At 44.1% G+C, this 17,108-nt stretch carries 18 protein-coding genes; 16 read left to right on the top strand and 2 right to left on the bottom strand.

What is annotated here, in order from left to right; genetic code table 11:
* The first annotated feature begins 77 nt into the window (after nt 1-77).
* The 5 genes from NQ117_RS04970 to fur all read left to right on the top strand — a co-directional run bounded on the left by NQ117_RS04970 (nt 78) and on the right by fur (nt 3,136).
* Nucleotides 78-656, top strand: coding sequence for an NUDIX domain-containing protein (locus tag NQ117_RS04970; protein WP_258276875.1), 579 nt, complete (start codon nt 78-80; stop codon nt 654-656).
* On the top strand, nt 653-1,633 hold the full coding sequence (locus NQ117_RS04965; protein WP_309137851.1) for an endonuclease Q family protein: 981 nt from the start codon (nt 653-655) through the stop codon (nt 1,631-1,633). Before NQ117_RS04970 ends, NQ117_RS04965 begins: the two co-directional genes overlap by 4 nt.
* 39 nt (nt 1,634-1,672) lie before the next feature.
* Entirely contained in the window at nt 1,673-1,858 is a 186-nt protein-coding gene (locus NQ117_RS24020) for a hypothetical protein (RefSeq protein ID WP_309137850.1), read from the top strand.
* Nucleotides 1,859-1,955: 97 nt separating this feature from the next.
* Nucleotides 1,956-2,597 (top strand): stage II sporulation protein M, encoded by a 642-nt coding sequence (gene spoIIM, locus NQ117_RS04960; RefSeq protein WP_258276874.1) that lies wholly within the window; start codon nt 1,956-1,958, stop codon nt 2,595-2,597.
* An 80-nt stretch (nt 2,598-2,677) separates the two neighbouring features.
* Nucleotides 2,678-3,136: a ferric iron uptake transcriptional regulator gene (fur, locus tag NQ117_RS04955; protein WP_258276873.1), complete on the top strand. Its 459-nt coding sequence runs from the start codon at nt 2,678-2,680 to the stop codon at nt 3,134-3,136.
* A gap of 121 nt (nt 3,137-3,257) precedes the next feature.
* On the opposite strand, the gene NQ117_RS04950 is transcribed toward fur, so the two are convergent.
* Nucleotides 3,258-4,808, bottom strand: coding sequence for a S8 family peptidase (locus tag NQ117_RS04950; protein ID WP_258276872.1), 1,551 nt, complete (start codon nt 4,806-4,808; stop codon nt 3,258-3,260).
* 200 nt (nt 4,809-5,008) lie between these two features.
* On the opposite strand from NQ117_RS04950, the gene NQ117_RS04945 reads away from it, so the two are divergent.
* From NQ117_RS04945 to NQ117_RS04925, 5 genes are all read left to right on the top strand, one after another.
* The gene (locus NQ117_RS04945; RefSeq protein ID WP_258276871.1) at nt 5,009-5,245 is read left to right on the top strand and encodes a YqzK family protein; all 237 of its coding nucleotides are present in this window, start codon (nt 5,009-5,011) and stop codon (nt 5,243-5,245) included.
* Between the two features lie 79 nt (nt 5,246-5,324).
* Entirely contained in the window at nt 5,325-6,254 is a 930-nt protein-coding gene (locus NQ117_RS04940) for a tyrosine recombinase (RefSeq protein ID WP_258276870.1), read from the top strand.
* Nucleotides 6,255-6,323: 69 nt separating this feature from the next.
* Nucleotides 6,324-7,502 (top strand): phosphopentomutase, encoded by a 1,179-nt coding sequence (gene deoB / locus NQ117_RS04935; protein WP_258276869.1) that lies wholly within the window; start codon nt 6,324-6,326, stop codon nt 7,500-7,502.
* Nucleotides 7,503-7,562: 60 nt separating this feature from the next.
* The gene (locus NQ117_RS04930; protein ID WP_258276868.1) at nt 7,563-8,390 is read left to right on the top strand and encodes a purine-nucleoside phosphorylase; all 828 of its coding nucleotides are present in this window, start codon (nt 7,563-7,565) and stop codon (nt 8,388-8,390) included.
* Between the two features lie 68 nt (nt 8,391-8,458).
* A complete protein-coding gene (locus NQ117_RS04925) occupies nt 8,459-9,787 on the top strand; it encodes a pyrimidine-nucleoside phosphorylase (protein WP_258276867.1) in 1,329 nt (442 codons plus the stop codon).
* Between the two features lie 81 nt (nt 9,788-9,868).
* Here NQ117_RS04925 and NQ117_RS04920 read toward each other — a convergent pair whose 3' ends face one another.
* A complete protein-coding gene (locus tag NQ117_RS04920; protein WP_258276866.1) occupies nt 9,869-11,137 on the bottom strand; it encodes a Glu/Leu/Phe/Val family dehydrogenase in 1,269 nt (422 codons plus the stop codon).
* Between the two features lie 460 nt (nt 11,138-11,597).
* On the opposite strand from NQ117_RS04920, the gene NQ117_RS04915 reads away from it, so the two are divergent.
* From NQ117_RS04915 to NQ117_RS04890, 6 genes are all read left to right on the top strand, one after another.
* Nucleotides 11,598-12,020: a hypothetical protein gene (locus tag NQ117_RS04915; protein ID WP_258276865.1), complete on the top strand. Its 423-nt coding sequence runs from the start codon at nt 11,598-11,600 to the stop codon at nt 12,018-12,020.
* Nucleotides 12,021-12,264: 244 nt separating this feature from the next.
* A complete protein-coding gene (locus NQ117_RS04910; RefSeq protein WP_258278176.1) occupies nt 12,265-13,500 on the top strand; it encodes a D-alanyl-D-alanine carboxypeptidase family protein in 1,236 nt (411 codons plus the stop codon).
* 85 nt (nt 13,501-13,585) lie between these two features.
* Nucleotides 13,586-13,939 carry an anti-sigma F factor antagonist gene (gene spoIIAA, locus NQ117_RS04905; protein WP_258276864.1) on the top strand — a complete coding sequence of 118 codons (354 nt, stop codon included), beginning with the start codon at nt 13,586-13,588 and terminating at the stop codon, nt 13,937-13,939.
* Complete coding sequence (gene spoIIAB / locus NQ117_RS04900; RefSeq protein ID WP_258276863.1) at nt 13,936-14,391, top strand: anti-sigma F factor; 456 nt, start codon at nt 13,936-13,938, stop codon at nt 14,389-14,391. The genes spoIIAA and spoIIAB overlap by 4 nt, the downstream gene beginning before the upstream one ends.
* Nucleotides 14,392-14,402: 11 nt before the next feature.
* Nucleotides 14,403-15,158 (top strand): RNA polymerase sporulation sigma factor SigF, encoded by a 756-nt coding sequence (gene sigF, locus NQ117_RS04895; protein ID WP_258276862.1) that lies wholly within the window; start codon nt 14,403-14,405, stop codon nt 15,156-15,158.
* Between the two features lie 365 nt (nt 15,159-15,523).
* Nucleotides 15,524-17,101, top strand: a complete 1,578-nt coding sequence (locus NQ117_RS04890; protein WP_258278175.1) for a spore germination protein — start codon at nt 15,524-15,526, stop codon at nt 17,099-17,101.
* Nucleotides 17,102-17,108 lie beyond the last annotated feature (7 nt).

The raw sequence follows: 17,108 nt of genomic DNA, 5'->3' as shown, positions 1-17,108 counted from the left end.
ATTTGTATGTAATAGTATGCGTGTATATGTGAAAAATAATAGATTATTAGACGAAGATGGATAAGGAGATGAAGAGAATGAATCATTCGAATCAATATGAAGTGGGTAAACTCTTTGAAGAAGTGACGATAGAGACGAAGAAAATATTCGATGGAAAAGTGATTTCTTTGCAAGTAGATACGGTGTCTTTGCCTGATGGATCGACAGCTACTCGTGAAATTGTAAAGCATCCAGGTGCTGTTGCTGTACTTGCGATTCGTGACGACAAAATGATTGTTGTCGAACAGTACCGCAAGCCGCTAGGGAAGTCTCAAGTCGAAATACCTGCGGGTAAACTTGATGCAGGCGAGCTGCCTGAGGCAGCAGCAAAAAGGGAATTGGAGGAAGAGACCGGTAATCAAGCAGAGTCTCTAATTCCGCTAACTTCTTTTTATACTTCACCTGGTTTTGCAGATGAAATCATTCATCTATTTGTTGCTGAGCAGCTTGTGCAAGGTTCGATGCAGACGGATGAGGATGAGTTTCTTGAAGTCACTGCACTAACGTTGGATGAAGCTTTCGAAGCAATTCGAGCGGGGCGCATTAGTGATGCAAAGACGATAAGTGCAGTTTATGCATGGCAAATTAAGAAGCTAACGGGACAGTGGCCATTGTGAGTGAAAAGATAAGTCTTAATCTTAGTACATACTACGCTGATCTGCATGTTCATATTGGAGCAACTTCGGAGGGACGACCTGTTAAGATAAGTGCCAGCAGAAATTTAACTTTCGAGGCGATTTCGCGTGAAGCGGCGGATCGTAAAGGCATAGACTTAATTGGGATTATTGATGCGCAATCACCAGGTGTGCTAGCTGATATCGATCGCTTAATCGCTCAAGGTGAAATGGAGGAACTCCCGCAAGGTGGGATTCGATATAAAAATACGACCATCTTATTGGGGAGTGAAATTGAGATTAAGCCTAGCGGAAAAGGTACGGCGCATGTACTCTGCTACATGCCTAGCCTTGAAGCGATGAAGCGCTTTTCTCAGTGGATGTCTGCACATATGCGTAATATCCATTTGTCCACTCAGCGAATTTATGTCGAGGCAGAGCAGCTGCAGCAGGAAGTTGCTGCCTACGGGGGAGTTTTCGTCCCCGCACATATTTTCACACCGCACAAAAGCATATACGGCAGCTGTACGGACCGCATGGAAGAAGTGCTGGATATGCAGCTTGTCGATGCTGTAGAAGTTGGTCTAAGCGCAGATCGTGACATGGCAGCTCGTATTTCGGAACTCGATCCGTTTCCGCTATTAACGAACTCAGATGCACACTCGCTATCGAAAATTGGCAGGGAGTACAATGCGTTTAGAATGGCAGAACCAAATTTTGCAGAATGGTGCAAAGTGCTTCGCAAACAGGAAGGTCGCAGTGTTGCATCGAATTATGGTCTTAATCCGCGTCTTGGAAAGTATCATCGCACAACCTGTGGCAATGGCCACTTTTTATTAGAAGAAGATCATTTATCTCGTCTCTGTCCAACGTGCGGCAGTAAAATAGTCATCGGTGGGGTGTTCGATCGGATTTCATCTATTGCAGACCGAAGTGTAGAAGAGGCTGTAAGGCCTGATCATACTCCGTATATTCATTAGGTTCCGTTAGAATACTTACCTGGAGTTGGACCAAGCACGATGAGGAAGATGCTGGAGCGTTTCGGTACGGAAATGAATATTTTGCATCGAGCAAGCTTAGATGACCTTCGTGCTGTCGTAGGTGACAAAATAGCATATTTGATTCATGCCGCACGCACAGGGACGCTAGAGCTTAGAAGTGGTGGTGGAGGAACGTATGGGGGAGTCATGAACACGCAAGAATAAATATTTCGCATCATCATATTCTGGCAAGAACTTGCATATACATGGAGCAAACGTCAAAGCGGACAAGCTTTCCGCATGGAGAAAGGGGACGTTGGCCTTGTTAGCAATCATGCCAGATATAAAGAAACATTTATATTTATACGTGTTCGTCTCACTTATATTTGTCGTAGGCGTTGTGTTCGGTGCTTTATTGGTCAACTCGTTAACGTATGACCAACAAGAGGAGCTATCGCGTCAATTGGAGCAAATATTTTTAACAGCAGGCGATTCTGCTGACAGCGCTGAATTCTGGTCTTCACTCTGGATGTATTGGCGGTGGATATTGCTCATTGCCGTGCTAGGCATCTCAATTGTGGGGTTTCCTCTTATTTTGATTCTTGACTTTGCAAAAGGCATGTTTATTGGATTTACGGTGGGAACATTAGTCAGCCAATTTTCATGGAAAGGGATGTTCGCTGCCCTGCTTGGTGTGGCTCCCCACAATATGATAGCCATCCCGCTTATGCTTATAGCAAGCGTATCTGCCCTTTCTTTTGCTATACATGTGATGAAGGACAGGCTGTTCGTGCCGAAGATGCGTTCTTTAAAAAAGCCGTTTCTTGATTACTTAACGACACAAGCCGGGGTATGTATAGGAATGATGGTAGTTGCCGTTATTATGACGTGGGTGAGTCCTTATCTTATGAATTGGATGTCTTCGACGATAATGGATGTCGAAAGTGCTTTAAAGATCTCGTAAATAATTTGACACTGATTAGATAGTCCCCCTATAATAATAGAAGTGAGTTGAATTGCGGATAGGCGGCAAGGGGGGAGACCATGGAGTCGCGGATTGATACTATTAAACAACAACTGCAATCCCAAGGATATAAGCTGACACCGCAGCGTGAAGCGACTGTACGCGTGCTGCTCGAGAATGAAGAGGACCATTTAAGTGCAGAGGATGTCTTCATGCTTGTCAAGGAGAAAGCTCCCGAAATCGGTCTTGCCACCGTTTACCGTACGTTAGAGCTTCTTAGTGAATTGCATGTGGTACAGAAGTTGAACTTTGGAGATGGAGTTGCTCGCTACGATTTGCGCGGCGATAGCAACAAGCATCATCACCATCACTTGATCTGCGTGCAGTGCGGTACGATGCAAGAAATTTTGGATGACTGGCTGGGACCGTTGGAAGAGCGGTTAGCACAAGAATACAATTTCCATGTACTCGATCATCGTTTGGATTTCCAGGGCATTTGTAATAAATGTCAGGAGAAGGAATCTAAACCACAACAGTAGTTCATGTATTTAGAATATGCAACTGCTGTTACACAACAATTATATCCGCTTATTAGCAAGGGGCTGTCCGATAAGTCATGTACAATGACTAGGGCAGCCCTTTTTCGTTGGTAGCTCATGTTCATTTACGATAACGCAGTTTACGAGTCGATTGAGACTTCGTTTGTTTTCTCACCGGACAGGAGAAACCATGTTGCTTCCGAATGAGAGGAGATTTTCTTTTCGTGCTTAGTTTAGTTGACTGTCCCTGCTTTTTTATTACTTTTTCTCGTTTAGCTTGACCGTTTGCTTTGTTTACTTTGTCTGTTTTGTCTTTCGAATTTACATTCGCACTTGCTTTAGCCCTGGCTTTCATATTCTTGGACAAAGCGATTCCGAAAATGGGACGTGAGTAATTTGGCTTTCCTTTTGTTGAACGTGCAGCTTCTAGCTTGTAGGCAGTTGTCACTCTTCTTGAGAAAGAACGTCCGCTGGCTGTTGCATATTGAGGTGTTGATTGGATCGCTTTCATCGTTTGAATAAGGCCGCTGCCTTGAGAGCGTTCATTTGTATTTTTCAACGGTTCAGCCGTGTTCATCAACAATCTTCGCACATCATCAGGATTTAATGCCCCATGCAATGACAGTAACAATGCAACTGCACCAGCAACATGCGGAGCTGCCATTGATGTCCCGGATTCGATAGCGAAGCCATTTTTGTTGTTCGTTGAAATGATAAGCTCTCCTGGAGCTATAACATCTACTTCTTTGCCTCTGCTGCTGAAGGATGCAACTTCATATTTAGCGTTCATTGCAGCGACAGCGATCGTTTCCGGATACTTTGCTGGCTCATCTACAGATAGGGTATCTGGCCCATCGTTTCCAGCAGAAGCAACCACAATAATTCCTCTTTGATTGGCTTTGATGATAGCGCGACGAAGGACGTCACTAGGATCGTCCAACCCAAGGCTCATATTAATGATATGGATTCGTTGCTGAATACACCATTCGATCGCGTCTATAATGTCGGATACATAGCCCGTACCGGTATTATCAAGGGCTTTTATGCCATACAATTGAATATCCGGAGCTACACCAAATGGCATTTTTTGATGCCCGATTGCGGCAGCTATACCAGCAACATGAGTTCCGTGACCGTTGTCGTCCTCATAGGATTCAAGCCGATTAATCATATTTATGCCGCCAGCAATTTTTAAGTTAGAATGTTCTGATATTCCCGTGTCAATGATTGCAATCTTAATGCCTTCTCCCTTTGTCTGCTTCCAAACTTTCGGGGCTTCTATGGCGTGAATGTTCCACGGGATTTGTGGAAGTTTGACTTTAACCTCTTTCATCGACTTAGAAGTGAATGTAGGCGAATAGGCTCCGGGTGAAGAGGTGGATGACCGTACCCATCCTTTCGACCAACGATGAATACGAACCAGCCTATCTGTTTCTACCTTACGGATGCTCGGATGGTAACTTGATGTATGGAGCTCTTTATCGGGATTCATATGACAACATATGGTGAGAGCAGAAGGGATCTGCTTCAGGGGAGTAATGCCCTGCTTATGAAGCTCATGCAGCCAATTCTCATAAGCTTCACGATTGCGGCACACAATCATTTTACGAACACTGTATTTATGAGGCTGGGATTGAATATGGGCCTTCATATAAGCGGATAACGATCGCATGACGTAGCTCCTCTCACGATGCTGTCTGGTCTCCTATTTTATGAACAGTGACCGATTCAGGTGAGCCTGTTTACATGCACATTTATACACAATGGGTTATAACCAATCTAGAGTGGACATACGTTGATTATGATAGATGAAAATGGTTCGGAATTTTCGTTGTGGTGTTTGTCAATCCATTCTAGAAAGGTGTGTAGACGTTGATTGTATCGATTCGCTCTTTTATGCAGCGCTTAAGATTTATTGTCATTTTCTTCTTGGCTACGTACGTAGTGGTGCAATTGCTTGGTGTTGTTTCGGCGTGGATCGCTCCGGTGAATAAATACCGTGAGCCGCAAGGTCGCGCAGTAAAAGTATTCCATCCTAATGTGGAATTGGATATGGAACCCGAACAATTTCGCGAACGTTTAAAGTTGTATTACTGGCTTGGAGAATAACGGCAGTTAATATTGCCTTCTTTGTGGTGGAAGTCGTCCATAAATGGTGTTAAAGTGTAAGAGAAGGAGATTGACGAACATGAAGACGACGTTGGAACGACAAATGGCGCAATATATGCAGTATCTAACCGACGAACGTCAAATATCCCCTCATACGAAAGATGCATACGAGCGGGATATTCAATCTTTTGTTCGTCACTTGTCAGCTGAAGGTATCGAGCAGGCAAACGAAGTGCTTCCTGTACATTTATTTCATTATGTAAGTTGGCTAAGAAGGCAAGGACGGGCTGCGTCGACGATTACGAGACATAAGGCCGCTCTTCGTGCTTTCTATCGTTATTTGATTCGGGAAGGGGAAGCCAGCAAAGATCCCACAATGGATCTTGAAGTTCCCAAAAGCGACCCTAAGCAGTTAACGGTGCTGTCGGTTGAGCAAGTTAGCAGGCTGTTGGAAGCGCCTTCGCTGCACACACCGCAAGGAATTCGAGATCGTGCGATGCTGGAAACGCTTTATGGGACAGGTGCCCGTGTATCTGAGCTGCTGGATTTGAACATAACGGATGTGAATTTGCAATTGGGATTTGTTCGTTGTGTGATGAATCGCAAGGAGCGCGTTGTTCCACTAGGGGAAGTAGCCATTGAAGCGATTCGACTTTATTTAGAGAAGAGCAGAGAAGACTTGCAGTCCCAGTCATCTGGAGATAATACGCAAGAGGGACAAGCTCTATTTCTAAATCGCCATGGACAGCGGATGACTCGACAAGGGTTCTGGAAGCGTCTTCGCACGTATGCAACACAAATACCAGATATGCCAGAGCTGACTTTGCAAATGCTTCGTCAGACTTTTGCTGTTCATTTATTGAACAATGGGGCTGATATTCGTGTTGTACAAGAACTGCTTGGCCATGCGGATGCCGCAACGACACAGCGTTACGCGTCACTTCCTGAGAAGCCAAATATGAAGGAAGTATATTCATCTGCTCATCCGAGAGCTAAGAAAAATAAGTAAGCTGCTATATTGCGTATGAGCATGACGTGCCCTAAGCACAATAGCAAAGACACAAAGAGGAGTGGTACGATGTCACGCAAATTCAAAAAAGTAACCGTTATCGTGTTGGATAGTGTCGGTATTGGTGAGCTTCCTGATGCTGAATCTTTTGGCGATAAAGGCTCGCATACACTAGGTCATATTATCGAACGTGTTCCTGCTGTAAAGATTCCACACATGAATCAACTTGGCATGGGTTCCATTGCTGATCTGGGCACGTTGAAGCCTGTGGATGCTCCAACAGGCGTATATGGTAAAATGGCCGAAATCTCAGTTGGTAAAGATACAATGACAGGTCATTGGGAGTTGATGGGTCTTAACATTACAACTCCATTCCAAACATACCCAGATGGTTTCCCAGAAGCATTGCTTCGTCAATTTGAAGAAAAAACAGGCCGTAAGGTGCTTTGCAACAAGCCTGCTTCTGGTACTGAAGTATTGGATCAGTATGGCGAAGAGCAAATGAAGACTGGCAGCTGGATCGTTTACACATCAGCTGACAGTGTATTCCAGCTTGCAGCTCATGAAGAAATCATCCCGCTAGATGAATTGTACCGTGCTTGTGAAATTGCTCGCGAGCTTACGCTGCAGGAAGAATTTATGGTTGGTCGCGTAATTGCTAGACCATATGTCGGTACTCCAGGCAACTTTAAGCGTACACCTAACCGTCATGACTACGCGGTATCCCCGCCGTCACCAACTGTATTGGATGCGCTTAAGGATGTTGGCAAAGACGTTATATCCGTCGGCAAAATTAACGATATTTTCAGTGGCGAAGGTATTACTGCTTCTTACCCAACGAAGAGCAACGCACACGGTATTGAAACGACGATCGATTTGATGGGACAATCTTTCGAAGGGCTATTGTTCACGAATCTGGTTGACTTCGATTCCTTGTTCGGACATCGTCGTGATCCAGAAGGCTATGCAGGCGCGTTGGAAGAATTCGATGCTGCTGTTCCAAAATTATTGGAAATGACAGGTCCTGATGACTTGCTTATTATTACAGCTGACCACGGGAATGACCCGATTCATCCGGGAACGGATCATACTCGTGAATATGTACCTTTGTTGGTATACAGCCCATCGATTGAGCCAGGCCGCTCGCTTGGAATCCGTGCAACATTTGCGGACTTGGGCGCTACAGTAGCTGATAACTTTGGAGCGAAGCTTCCAGAGATCGGAACAAGCTTTTTGTCGGAGCTATAAGAATAAACATCATGAGATTGCATCCAGCTCCTTGATATCATATTAAGGAGGATGTAAGTTATGAATTCAGCAGTAACGTATAACCAAGTGCAGGAAGCGGCAGCGTATATACATAGCCGTACTTCCCATAAACCTGAGATTGGTTTGATTCTCGGGTCAGGATTGGGGGTTCTCAGCACTTTAGTTGAGAACCCGACTACAATTGCTTATGAAGATATTCCGCATTTTCCGAAGTCAACAGTAGAAGGGCATGCTGGCGAGCTCTTAATTGGAACGATTCGCGGACGCACCGTTATGATGATGAAAGGTCGCTTTCATATCTATGAAGGATACGGTCCTGAGCTTACTGCATTCCCAGTACGTGTCATGAAAGCGGTCGGTGTTAAGCAGCTGCTTGTAACAAATGCGGCGGGAGGCATTAATACGGAGTATCGTCCAGGGGATTTGATGCTTATTAGCGATCATTTGAACTTAACTGCACGTAATCCGTTAATAGGTCCGAATGATGAACAATTTGGCGTTCGTTTTCCTGATATGTCGGAAGCTTATAGTAAGCGCTTGCGCGCCGTCGCTAAAGAAGTTGCCGCGCGTCATTCCTTTACGTTCCAGGAAGGTGTCTATGTCGGCCTGTTAGGACCGAATTATGAGACGCCTGCCGAAATTCGAATGATGCGTACACTTGGAGCTGATGCGGTAGGCATGTCAACCGTGTCGGAGGTTATCGTAGCAAGACATGCTGGCCTTGAAGTGCTTGGAATATCTTGTATTAGCAATATGGCAGCTGGAATCCTTGATCAGCCACTTTCTCATGAAGAGGTTATGGAAACAGCAGAGCAAGTTAAAGAACAATTCCTGGGACTAGTGCTAGATATCATACCTGCAATGTAATTGCCGAGGTTATTATACAACTAGTGCAAATGAACAACAAGAATAACCTCAGGTAGGAGGAATTAAACATGAGAGCAGTAGACATTATTCAGAAAAAGCGTGAAGGTAAGGAACTTACACCAGAAGAAATTACATTTATGGTGCGTGGATATAGTGAAGGGAACGTTCCTGACTATCAAGTAGCAGCATGGGCTATGGCTATCTATTTCCAAGGCATGAGCGCTAAGGAAACTGCACAATTGACATTGGAAATGGCGAAGTCTGGTGATCAGATTGACTTGAGTCCAATTGCTGGTGTCAAAGTTGACAAGCACTCTACTGGCGGTGTAGGCGACAAAACAACTTTAATTCTTGCGCCAATGGTTGCGGCAGCAGGTGTTCCTGTAGCAAAAATGTCAGGACGCGGGCTTGGACATACAGGTGGAACGATAGACAAGTTGGAAGCGATTGCAGGTTACCAAGTTGAACTTCCGCGTGAAACGTTCATTAATCAAGTGAATGAAATTGGTGTATCCTTGATCGGTCAGAGTGGCAATATCACACCAGCTGATAAGAAGCTGTATGCATTGCGTGACGTAACAGCAACAGTAGAATCGATTCCGCTTATCGCAAGCTCTGTTATGAGTAAGAAGATTGCTGCTGGTGCAGATGCGATTGTACTTGATGTTAAGACAGGCAGCGGTGCGTTTATGAAGACGCTTGACGATTCCATTGCACTTGCACAAGCGATGGTTGATATCGGAACAGAAGTAGGTCGTGATACAGTTGCGATTATTTCTGATATGGATCAACCGTTAGGGCATCTAATTGGTAATGGTCTTGAAGTTGAGGAAGCGATTGCAACGTTGCATGGCAAGGGCCCTGAGGATTTGCATGAATTGTCTATGATTCTTGGTTCTCACATGGTCGTGCTAGGCAAACAAGCTTCCACTACGGAAGAGGCTCGTGAGATTCTCGAGAAAACAATTGCAGACGGTTCTGCATTCGAGCGCCTGAAGCAGCTTGTACAAGCGCAAGGCGGCGATGTGAGCATGGTTGAAGATACAGCTAAGCTTCCACATGCAGCTAAACGTATAGAAGTGCTTGCTGAAAATGATGGCTACGTGTCCAGCATTGAAGCAGAGAGCATTGGAATTGCAGCTATGCTGCTAGGTGCTGGTCGTGAGACGAAGGAAAGTGTCATCGATTTGGCTGTAGGGCTTGACCTTCGCAAAAAAGTAGCTGATGAAGTGAAGAAGGGCGATGTGCTGGCAATCCTGCATGTGAACGATGAATCACGTGTGGAAGAATCCAAACAGCGTATTATCCAGGCTTATCAGTTGTCTGCTGAGCCAGTTGAAGAGAAGCCGCTTGTTTATGCAATCGTAACGAAGGATGGCGTGCAACGTTTTGTATAGTCCACTCTTTGAAAATAGCTAAATGAAAAGCTGCTTGTTCCCTCAACGGGAATAAGCAGCTTTCTTATTTATTCCTATTTATTATACCCAGCCGCGAATGCGCATAGCTTCTGCGATGCGTTTAATAGAAATCATAAACGCAGCTGTACGCAGATCCGTTTGATGTTCTTTAGCTAAGAAACGAACTTCACGGTAAGCTTCTACCATCTTCACTTGAAGCTTCTCATTGACTTCTTCTTCGCTCCAATAGAAGCTCATCAAGTTTTGAACCCATTCGAAGTAGGATACGGTTACTCCGCCCGCGTTGGCAAGGATATCAGGAATGACCAAGACTCCTTTTTCACTCAAGATTTGGTCAGCTTCAGGGGTAGTAGGACCGTTTGCTGCTTCCGCAACAATTTTGGCTTTAACATTTGCAGCATTAACAGAAGTAATCACATTCTCTAATGCGGCAGGGATAAGAACGTCTACATCTAACTCAAGAATGCTGTCGGCGTTGATTTGATACTTTTTATCATAGTTAGCCAATGAGCCAACATCTTTACATGCATTGACTGCATCTAAGTCTAGGCCGTTCGCATTGTAAATAGCACCCTTCGAATCGCTAACTGCAACGATCGTAAATCCAAGCTCAGTCAAAAGTTCTGCAGCGATACGGCCTGCATTGCCGTATCCTTGAATAGCAACAGTTGCTTCACCTGGCTTCTTGCCCAGCTCTTCAAGAGCTTCAAGAATCGTAAATACGCAGCCTCGAGCCGTAGCTTCATTACGACCTTTGGAGCCGCCGAGAATAATCGGTTTACCTGTAATGACGCCAGGTTGGAAGGAGCCTTTCTTTTTGCTGTAAGTATCGACCATCCAAGCCATGACTTGAGCGTTCGTATAAACGTCAGGAGCTGGGATGTCTTTGTCAGGTCCCACGAAGTCAGCGATTGCTTCCATGAATCCACGGCTGAGACGTTCTAATTCACCTTTGCTCATCTCAGCAGGATTGCAGATGACCCCGCCTTTACCACCGCCGTATGGCAAGCTGACAACCCCACATTTGAAGCTCATCCACATCGACAAAGCTTTTACTTCATCGAGTGTTACATCCGGATGGAAACGAATTCCGCCTTTTGTTGGTCCGATTGCATCATTATGCTGCGAACGATACCCTTCAAATACTTTTACAGATCCATCATCCATCTTTACTGCAAAGTTAACAGTGAGCACACGCATAGGACGTTTAAGAAATTCAATCTCTTGCTGAGGAAGATTCAAGTGAGATGCAGCAATTTCGATTTGCCTTTGTACAATCTCGTAAGGATTCAATGTCTCTTGCTTAACTGCTGTTGATGTAATAGTCATGGTTCTCCTCCAAATTACTTATTTTTCAATGGTGTAAGTTTTTTGAAAGGATTCCTAGAAATAGGTCCTTTCATTTGCACTATCTAAATATTTTCTTGTATTTTATCATAAATATGCGTCGGGTCAACTTGTAAACTTACTAGTTGTGTGAATGAAATTTTTTATATGAGTACAAAAGAAATCTTTATAGATCCCTATAATTCAATGTTTTATAAGGCAGTAATAGACATAGAGACTCTGTATTTTCCATGAATAAAACGCTTTATTACAATACAGTGCATGTATAATTATGCATATACATAAAATGTTAGTTTGTAATCTGCTGATCCTGCTGGAATTGTTAAACCGTACTTGAACCTGTTCAATCTAGTAAGGTGAATGTACCTTTCGACGAATGTACCTTTCCAAAAACATTGCTGCTGCATCTTATAGATAGATAAAACATAAAGGAGTTGTTTATATGGGATTCAGCAGTAATAGTGAGACCGCAGGAGCAGCTACTACTACTACTTCTACTACTAGGACATTTTCGACAGGTCCACTAGAAAATGCGGCAAACAATCGTTCCGCCACTGTAATTGCAAAAGTTCTTAACAATGGTACTGGTCAGGTTAAAGCTGAGGTGTCTGTATTTAGGCTAAACGGTAAGAAAAAGCTTATTACAAGAGATTCCGTGACCCTTTCTCCAGGCTCATCTGACTTTCTTTCTGTTAACTTGAGCCGCAATGTTTTGCAATTTGAGGTAGAAATCAAAATCACTGGCCGCAGCGCGCTTCTAGGTGTATTCGGTAAAACAGCGGGAGGCAACTTGAATCCTACGCATCGTGTACTCAACTCGGAGTTTACTCGTGTTGTTCGTAAAAAATCGTCCAAAACTAGATAATAGGGGAAAAAAGCACAGTTGCGCCTCGAGCGTACTGTGCTTTTTTTTATGTGTGGAATATTTTAGGCGTAAGAGGTCGACAATGTGAAAAGGCATTCTTTCTCTCTCTTACATTCGTGATCGCTATGAATGGCAACCGTTCGTTTTGCGAGAGTGTGCATACATAATCTTATGCAGTTATAGAGAGTCGAGAGTGGATTCAATCAATGAGGAGGGAAACGACTTGAGTCGTAAAAGCCGAACGATGCAGATCTTTGTCTGTATCACATTGTGTGGAACATTATTTCTGACAGGATCATCAGCAGTGTATGGGCTTGATCTGCCGCCTATAAATACGAATGAGAATCAAGCAGCAGTTACAACCCCAATTACGGAAGTCTCAACAAGTACGGATGCTGTACAGCTTGCATCAAATGCTCGTTCTGCCGTGCTTATGGATGCAGATACTGGAACTATCATTTATGAGAAAAACAGCAATGATCGCCTGCCTCCTGCAAGCATTACAAAGATTATGACGATGCTGCTAGCTATGGAAGCTATACAGGATGGGAAAATAAAATGGGATGATAAAGTTTCGACAAGCGAATATGCCGCTTCAATGGGTGGGTCCCAAATCTTTTTAGAGCCTGGGGAAGAAATGAGCGTTCGCGATATTCTCAAAGGAATTGCAATGGCTTCTGGAAATGATGCCTCAGTAGCGATTGCAGAGAAGATAGCAGGTTCCGAGCAAGCATTTGTACAGCTCATGAATGAGAAGGCAAAGAAGCTCGGGATGAATAATACCCATTTCGTGAATTGCAATGGTTTGCCAGCTAACAACCACTATACTTCAGCACAAGATATTGCGATTATGTCTCGTGAGCTATTGAAATATCCTGAAGTAACGAAGTTTACAGGAGCATACGAGGACTATTTGCGACAACATACAGAAAAGAAATTTTGGCTGGTCAATACCAATAAACTAGTTCGGTTCTATAGCGGTGCTGACGGGCTGAAGACAGGTTACACATCAGAAGCTAAATATTGTTTGTCTGCAACTGCGAAGCGAGATAATTTGCGTGTTGTTGCGGTCGTGTTAGGTGAGCCAAATACGAAGACACGCAATGCAGAAGTGACACAAATGTTCGATTACGCATTTGCTCAATATATGAATGTTCCTCTTCTTAAAAAAGGGGATCGCATTGGAGAAATTCAGATCGAGAAGGGCATGCAGTCCAAGCTGGAGCTGAAAGCTGAGCAACCGTATCATCTGCTGCTTAAAAAAGGGGCTAGCAAAGACAAAGTTCGCTTCGAGTTGTCTGCACCTGAATCTTTATCTGCACCTATTGCCAAGGGACAATCGATAGGGAAAATTGTCGTCTATCAGGGAGAACAAGTCATTCGTGAAATTCCTGTCGAATCAGACCGCGATATTGCGAAAGCTGGCTGGTGGACACTGCTTAAACGGGCAACTTCTAAGTTGTTTTTTGTCAATGATTGATGGGGAAGTTCTAGTTTTGTCACCTAGCAGGAATTAGAGGTTTCGGCAACGAAAAGGTTCGGCAATGTGGGAGGAGAGTGAAAGCATGAATTTGCATGTAGAGCTTGAGCATCAGCGCAATGTTCTAATAACCCGCCTAAAGGGAGAATTGGATCATCATACTGCAGAGTTGGTGCGTGTTCAGTTGGACGAAGCGATTCAGCGTGGTCAGATCAATCATGTCATCCTAAGTTTGAAGGAGCTTTCTTTTATGGACAGTTCCGGACTTGGTGTCATATTGGGGCGCTACAAGTTGCTTAAAGGAAAAGGCGGAAAAATGGTCGTCTGCGATATGAATCCTGCAGTTCGGCGACTGTTTGAGCTGTCTGGCTTGTTTAAGATTATGAACGTTTATGATAGTGAGCACACAGCACTTACTGGTCTGGAGGTCGTATCATGAATGAGCTGTCTACCATGAATCACATGAAACTGCAATTTGCCAGCAGGTCCGAGAATGAAGCATTTGCCCGTGTTACAGTTGCGGCATTTGTATCTCAGTTGGATCCTACAATGGACGAGTTGACAGACTTGAAAACGGTAATCTCGGAAGCGGTTACGAACTCTATTATTCATGGATACGACAATAATCCAAGCGGAGTCGTAACGATTTCTGCTGAAATCGTAGGGGAAGAAGTAACGATTTATGTTTCGGATGAAGGCAATGGAATTGAAGATCTCGAAATGGCTCGTCAGCCGTTGTATACGTCCAAACCAGACATGGAACGCTCAGGTATGGGCTTTACCATTATGGAAAATTTCATGGATGAATTTGAAGTGAATAGCGAACCTGGTACAGGAACAACGATCCGTATGAAAAAGCGGATTGAATCCAAAAAAGCGCTCTATAACTAGTGGTTGGAGCAATGGAGGCCGATATGAGACAATCATCACCCGGCTACTTAGACGACGCAGAAGTAAAACGTCTCATTGCGCTCAGCCAATCTGGTGATAGTCTGGCTCGTGAGACGTTGGTAAATTGTAATATTCGGCTCGTATGGTCTGTCGTGCAGCGTTTTATGAACCGTGGATATGAGCCTGAGGATTTGTTCCAGATCGGATGCATTGGTTTGTTGAAATCAGTGGATAAGTTCGATCTATCTTACGATGTGAAGTTCTCGACTTATGCCGTACCGATGATCATTGGGGAAATTCAACGCTTTTTGCGTGATGACGGAACACTTAAGGTCAGTCGTTCCCTTAAGGAAATGGCTAACAAAGTCCGTAAGACGAAGGACGAGCTGTCCAAGAGGTTTAATAGACTGCCGACGATTAAGGAAGTGGCGGAAGAGCTCGGGGTTTCTCCGGAAGAGGTTGTATTTGCCCAGGAGGCGAACAAACCGCCGACCTCTATCCATGAGACGGTATTCGAGAATGATGGCGATCCGATAACGCTAATGGACCAGATCGCAGATGAGTCACAGGAGAAATGGTTTGATAAGCTCGCTCTTAATGAGGCGATTGAGGGCTTAAATGAGCGAGAACGTCTTATCGTGTATTTAAGATACTTCAAAGATCAGACGCAATCTGAGGTTGCGAGTCGTCTTGGCATTTCTCAAGTGCAGGTGTCAAGGTTGGAGAAAAAAATATTGCAGACCATTAAGTCCCAAATCGCTCAGTAAAGAACATACAAATTTTACAAGTGAATAAGTTGAGCGATATGCACAAATTAGCAGCCGTTTCTTTCCTTCAGTGGGAAGAACGGTTGTTTTTTTGTGATCGATAGTAATTATTGCAGCATACATTCATGAACTTCTTCCTTCTGTTCCATACTAAGGAATGTCCATCTAGATCTCGATCTAGGTAAATGTGAAGTTGAAGGTAAGAAGGAGGGAAAACGGTGGCTGATACACGTGATACAGAGCAGCAAGATATAGGTGCTGATGACCAGGATTCATCAAACGCTGAAGAACGAAATGAGTCAGAATCTCCTGAAGAACAGGGGGATCAGGAGCGGGAATCGGGTGAAAATGATGCATCAAATCAAATTCCAGATCGAACTGCAGGCAGTCCTGTTGGTAAGGAGAGTCCAGAGCATGCTAGGAAGCGCAAGCAAGAGTATTCCAACAGCTTGGTGGAATCGGTAAAGTATTGGCAAGGCGATGATAAGATTCCGACCGATATCGAAGAGGTAAAAGGGACGTTAAAGGATGTCTCGGGGCTAGGCGAATCATTCGATCTCGTTTTCCGCGAAATGACATTTGCAGGCCGTAAATTTGGTTATTTCTTTGTATCCGGCTTTGCAAAAGACAATATTATGCAAATTGTACTGGCACGGCTGAGTATGTTGGATGAGAAGCAAATAAGCGCAGATGCACTTAGAGCTTTTTTTGACCTCTACATTCCGCATATTCAAGTTGAGCTTATGACTTCAATGAGTCAGACTATAAACAAAGTATTCCAAGGTTACAGCGTATTCTACATAGAGCAGGAATCTACTTCTATTGTGCTAGATACCCGTAACTATCCCGCGCGTGGACCAGATGAGCCTTCATTGGAAAAAGTGGTACGAGGAGCAAGAGATGGATTTACCGAGACACTGCTGACGAACGTGGCACTTGTGCGGCGAAGAGTTCGTGATCCTGGATTGAAGGTAGAAATTATGCAAGTTGGGCGCCGAACACAAACTGATGTGTCCATTCTTTATATCGATGATATTGCAGACATCCGTCTTGTAGAGTCGATACGAAAGAAAATACAGTCAGTCGATATTTACGGGCTTCCGTTAGCGGATAAACAGCTGGAGGAAGCAATCATTCAGAAGGGATGGAATCCTTATCCGCTTGTTCGTTACTCCGAACGACCTGATGTCGTTGCCGATCATCTTTTGGACGGAAGTGTGGTTATTCTGGTGGATACTTCTCCTTCTGTCATGATAATGCCTACGACATTTTTTGATCTTTGTCAGCACGCAGAAGAGAATCGCCAGACGCCATTTATGGGTACCTACTTGCGCTGGATCAGATTTTTGGGTATATTTGCATCATTGTTTTTGCTTCCGATCTGGTTGCTGTTAGTGATGGACCCAGGCTTAAAGCCGGCTTATCTCCAAATACTTGGTCCACAAGAAACGGGTAAGCTGCCTCTCCTTCTGCAATTTATTCTTGCGGAATTTGGGGTTGACTTAATGAGGATGGCTTCCATTCATACGCCGACTCCGTTAGCGACAGCGATGACGTTGGTGGCTGCAATCCTGCTTGGAGAAATAGCTGTAAAGACAGGTGTTTTCGTGTATGAAGTCATACTCTATATGGCTTTTGCTGCTGTAGGAATGTTTGCAACACCGAGTTATGAACTGGCGCTAGCAAACCGTATGGTCAGGTTGATTTTGCTTGTTGCAGTTGCCCTTTTCAAGGTACATGGCTTGATTATAGGGATTACGGTATATATTATCGTATTAACGTTGCATCGTTCGTACAACTCATCCTATCTGTGGCCGTTTATACCATTTAATGCAAAGGCGATGTTCAATATTTTTGTTCGTCAACCTGTGCTTAATAACAAGGATAGACCGAGCTTAAACAAACCAAAAGATCGGACAAAAATGCGTAACAACCAAAAATAAAATCGCA

Origin of the sequence: Paenibacillus sp. SC116, assembly GCF_024733555.1 — a bacterium.
Lineage (GTDB): Bacteria > Bacillota > Bacilli > Paenibacillales > Paenibacillaceae > Paenibacillus_B.
Note: the sequence above shows the minus strand (reverse complement) of the source record. Positions and strands in the feature narration are given on the sequence as shown.

Coding starts and splice junctions, on each gene's coding strand:
- NQ117_RS04970 (WP_258276875.1), top strand. CDS start 78: ATGAATCATTCGAATCAATATGAAGTGGGTAAACTCTTTGAAGAAGTG.
- NQ117_RS24020 (WP_309137850.1), top strand. CDS start 1,673: ATGAGGAAGATGCTGGAGCGTTTCGGTACGGAAATGAATATTTTGCAT.
- fur (WP_258276873.1), top strand. CDS start 2,678: ATGGAGTCGCGGATTGATACTATTAAACAACAACTGCAATCCCAAGGA.
- NQ117_RS04950 (WP_258276872.1), bottom strand. CDS start 4,808: ATGCGATCGTTATCCGCTTATATGAAGGCCCATATTCAATCCCAGCCT.
- NQ117_RS04940 (WP_258276870.1), top strand. CDS start 5,325: ATGAAGACGACGTTGGAACGACAAATGGCGCAATATATGCAGTATCTA.
- deoB (WP_258276869.1), top strand. CDS start 6,324: ATGTCACGCAAATTCAAAAAAGTAACCGTTATCGTGTTGGATAGTGTC.
- NQ117_RS04930 (WP_258276868.1), top strand. CDS start 7,563: ATGAATTCAGCAGTAACGTATAACCAAGTGCAGGAAGCGGCAGCGTAT.
- NQ117_RS04925 (WP_258276867.1), top strand. CDS start 8,459: ATGAGAGCAGTAGACATTATTCAGAAAAAGCGTGAAGGTAAGGAACTT.
- NQ117_RS04920 (WP_258276866.1), bottom strand. CDS start 11,137: ATGACTATTACATCAACAGCAGTTAAGCAAGAGACATTGAATCCTTAC.
- NQ117_RS04915 (WP_258276865.1), top strand. CDS start 11,598: ATGGGATTCAGCAGTAATAGTGAGACCGCAGGAGCAGCTACTACTACT.
- NQ117_RS04910 (WP_258278176.1), top strand. CDS start 12,265: ATGCAGATCTTTGTCTGTATCACATTGTGTGGAACATTATTTCTGACA.
- spoIIAA (WP_258276864.1), top strand. CDS start 13,586: ATGAATTTGCATGTAGAGCTTGAGCATCAGCGCAATGTTCTAATAACC.
- spoIIAB (WP_258276863.1), top strand. CDS start 13,936: ATGAATGAGCTGTCTACCATGAATCACATGAAACTGCAATTTGCCAGC.
- sigF (WP_258276862.1), top strand. CDS start 14,403: ATGGAGGCCGATATGAGACAATCATCACCCGGCTACTTAGACGACGCA.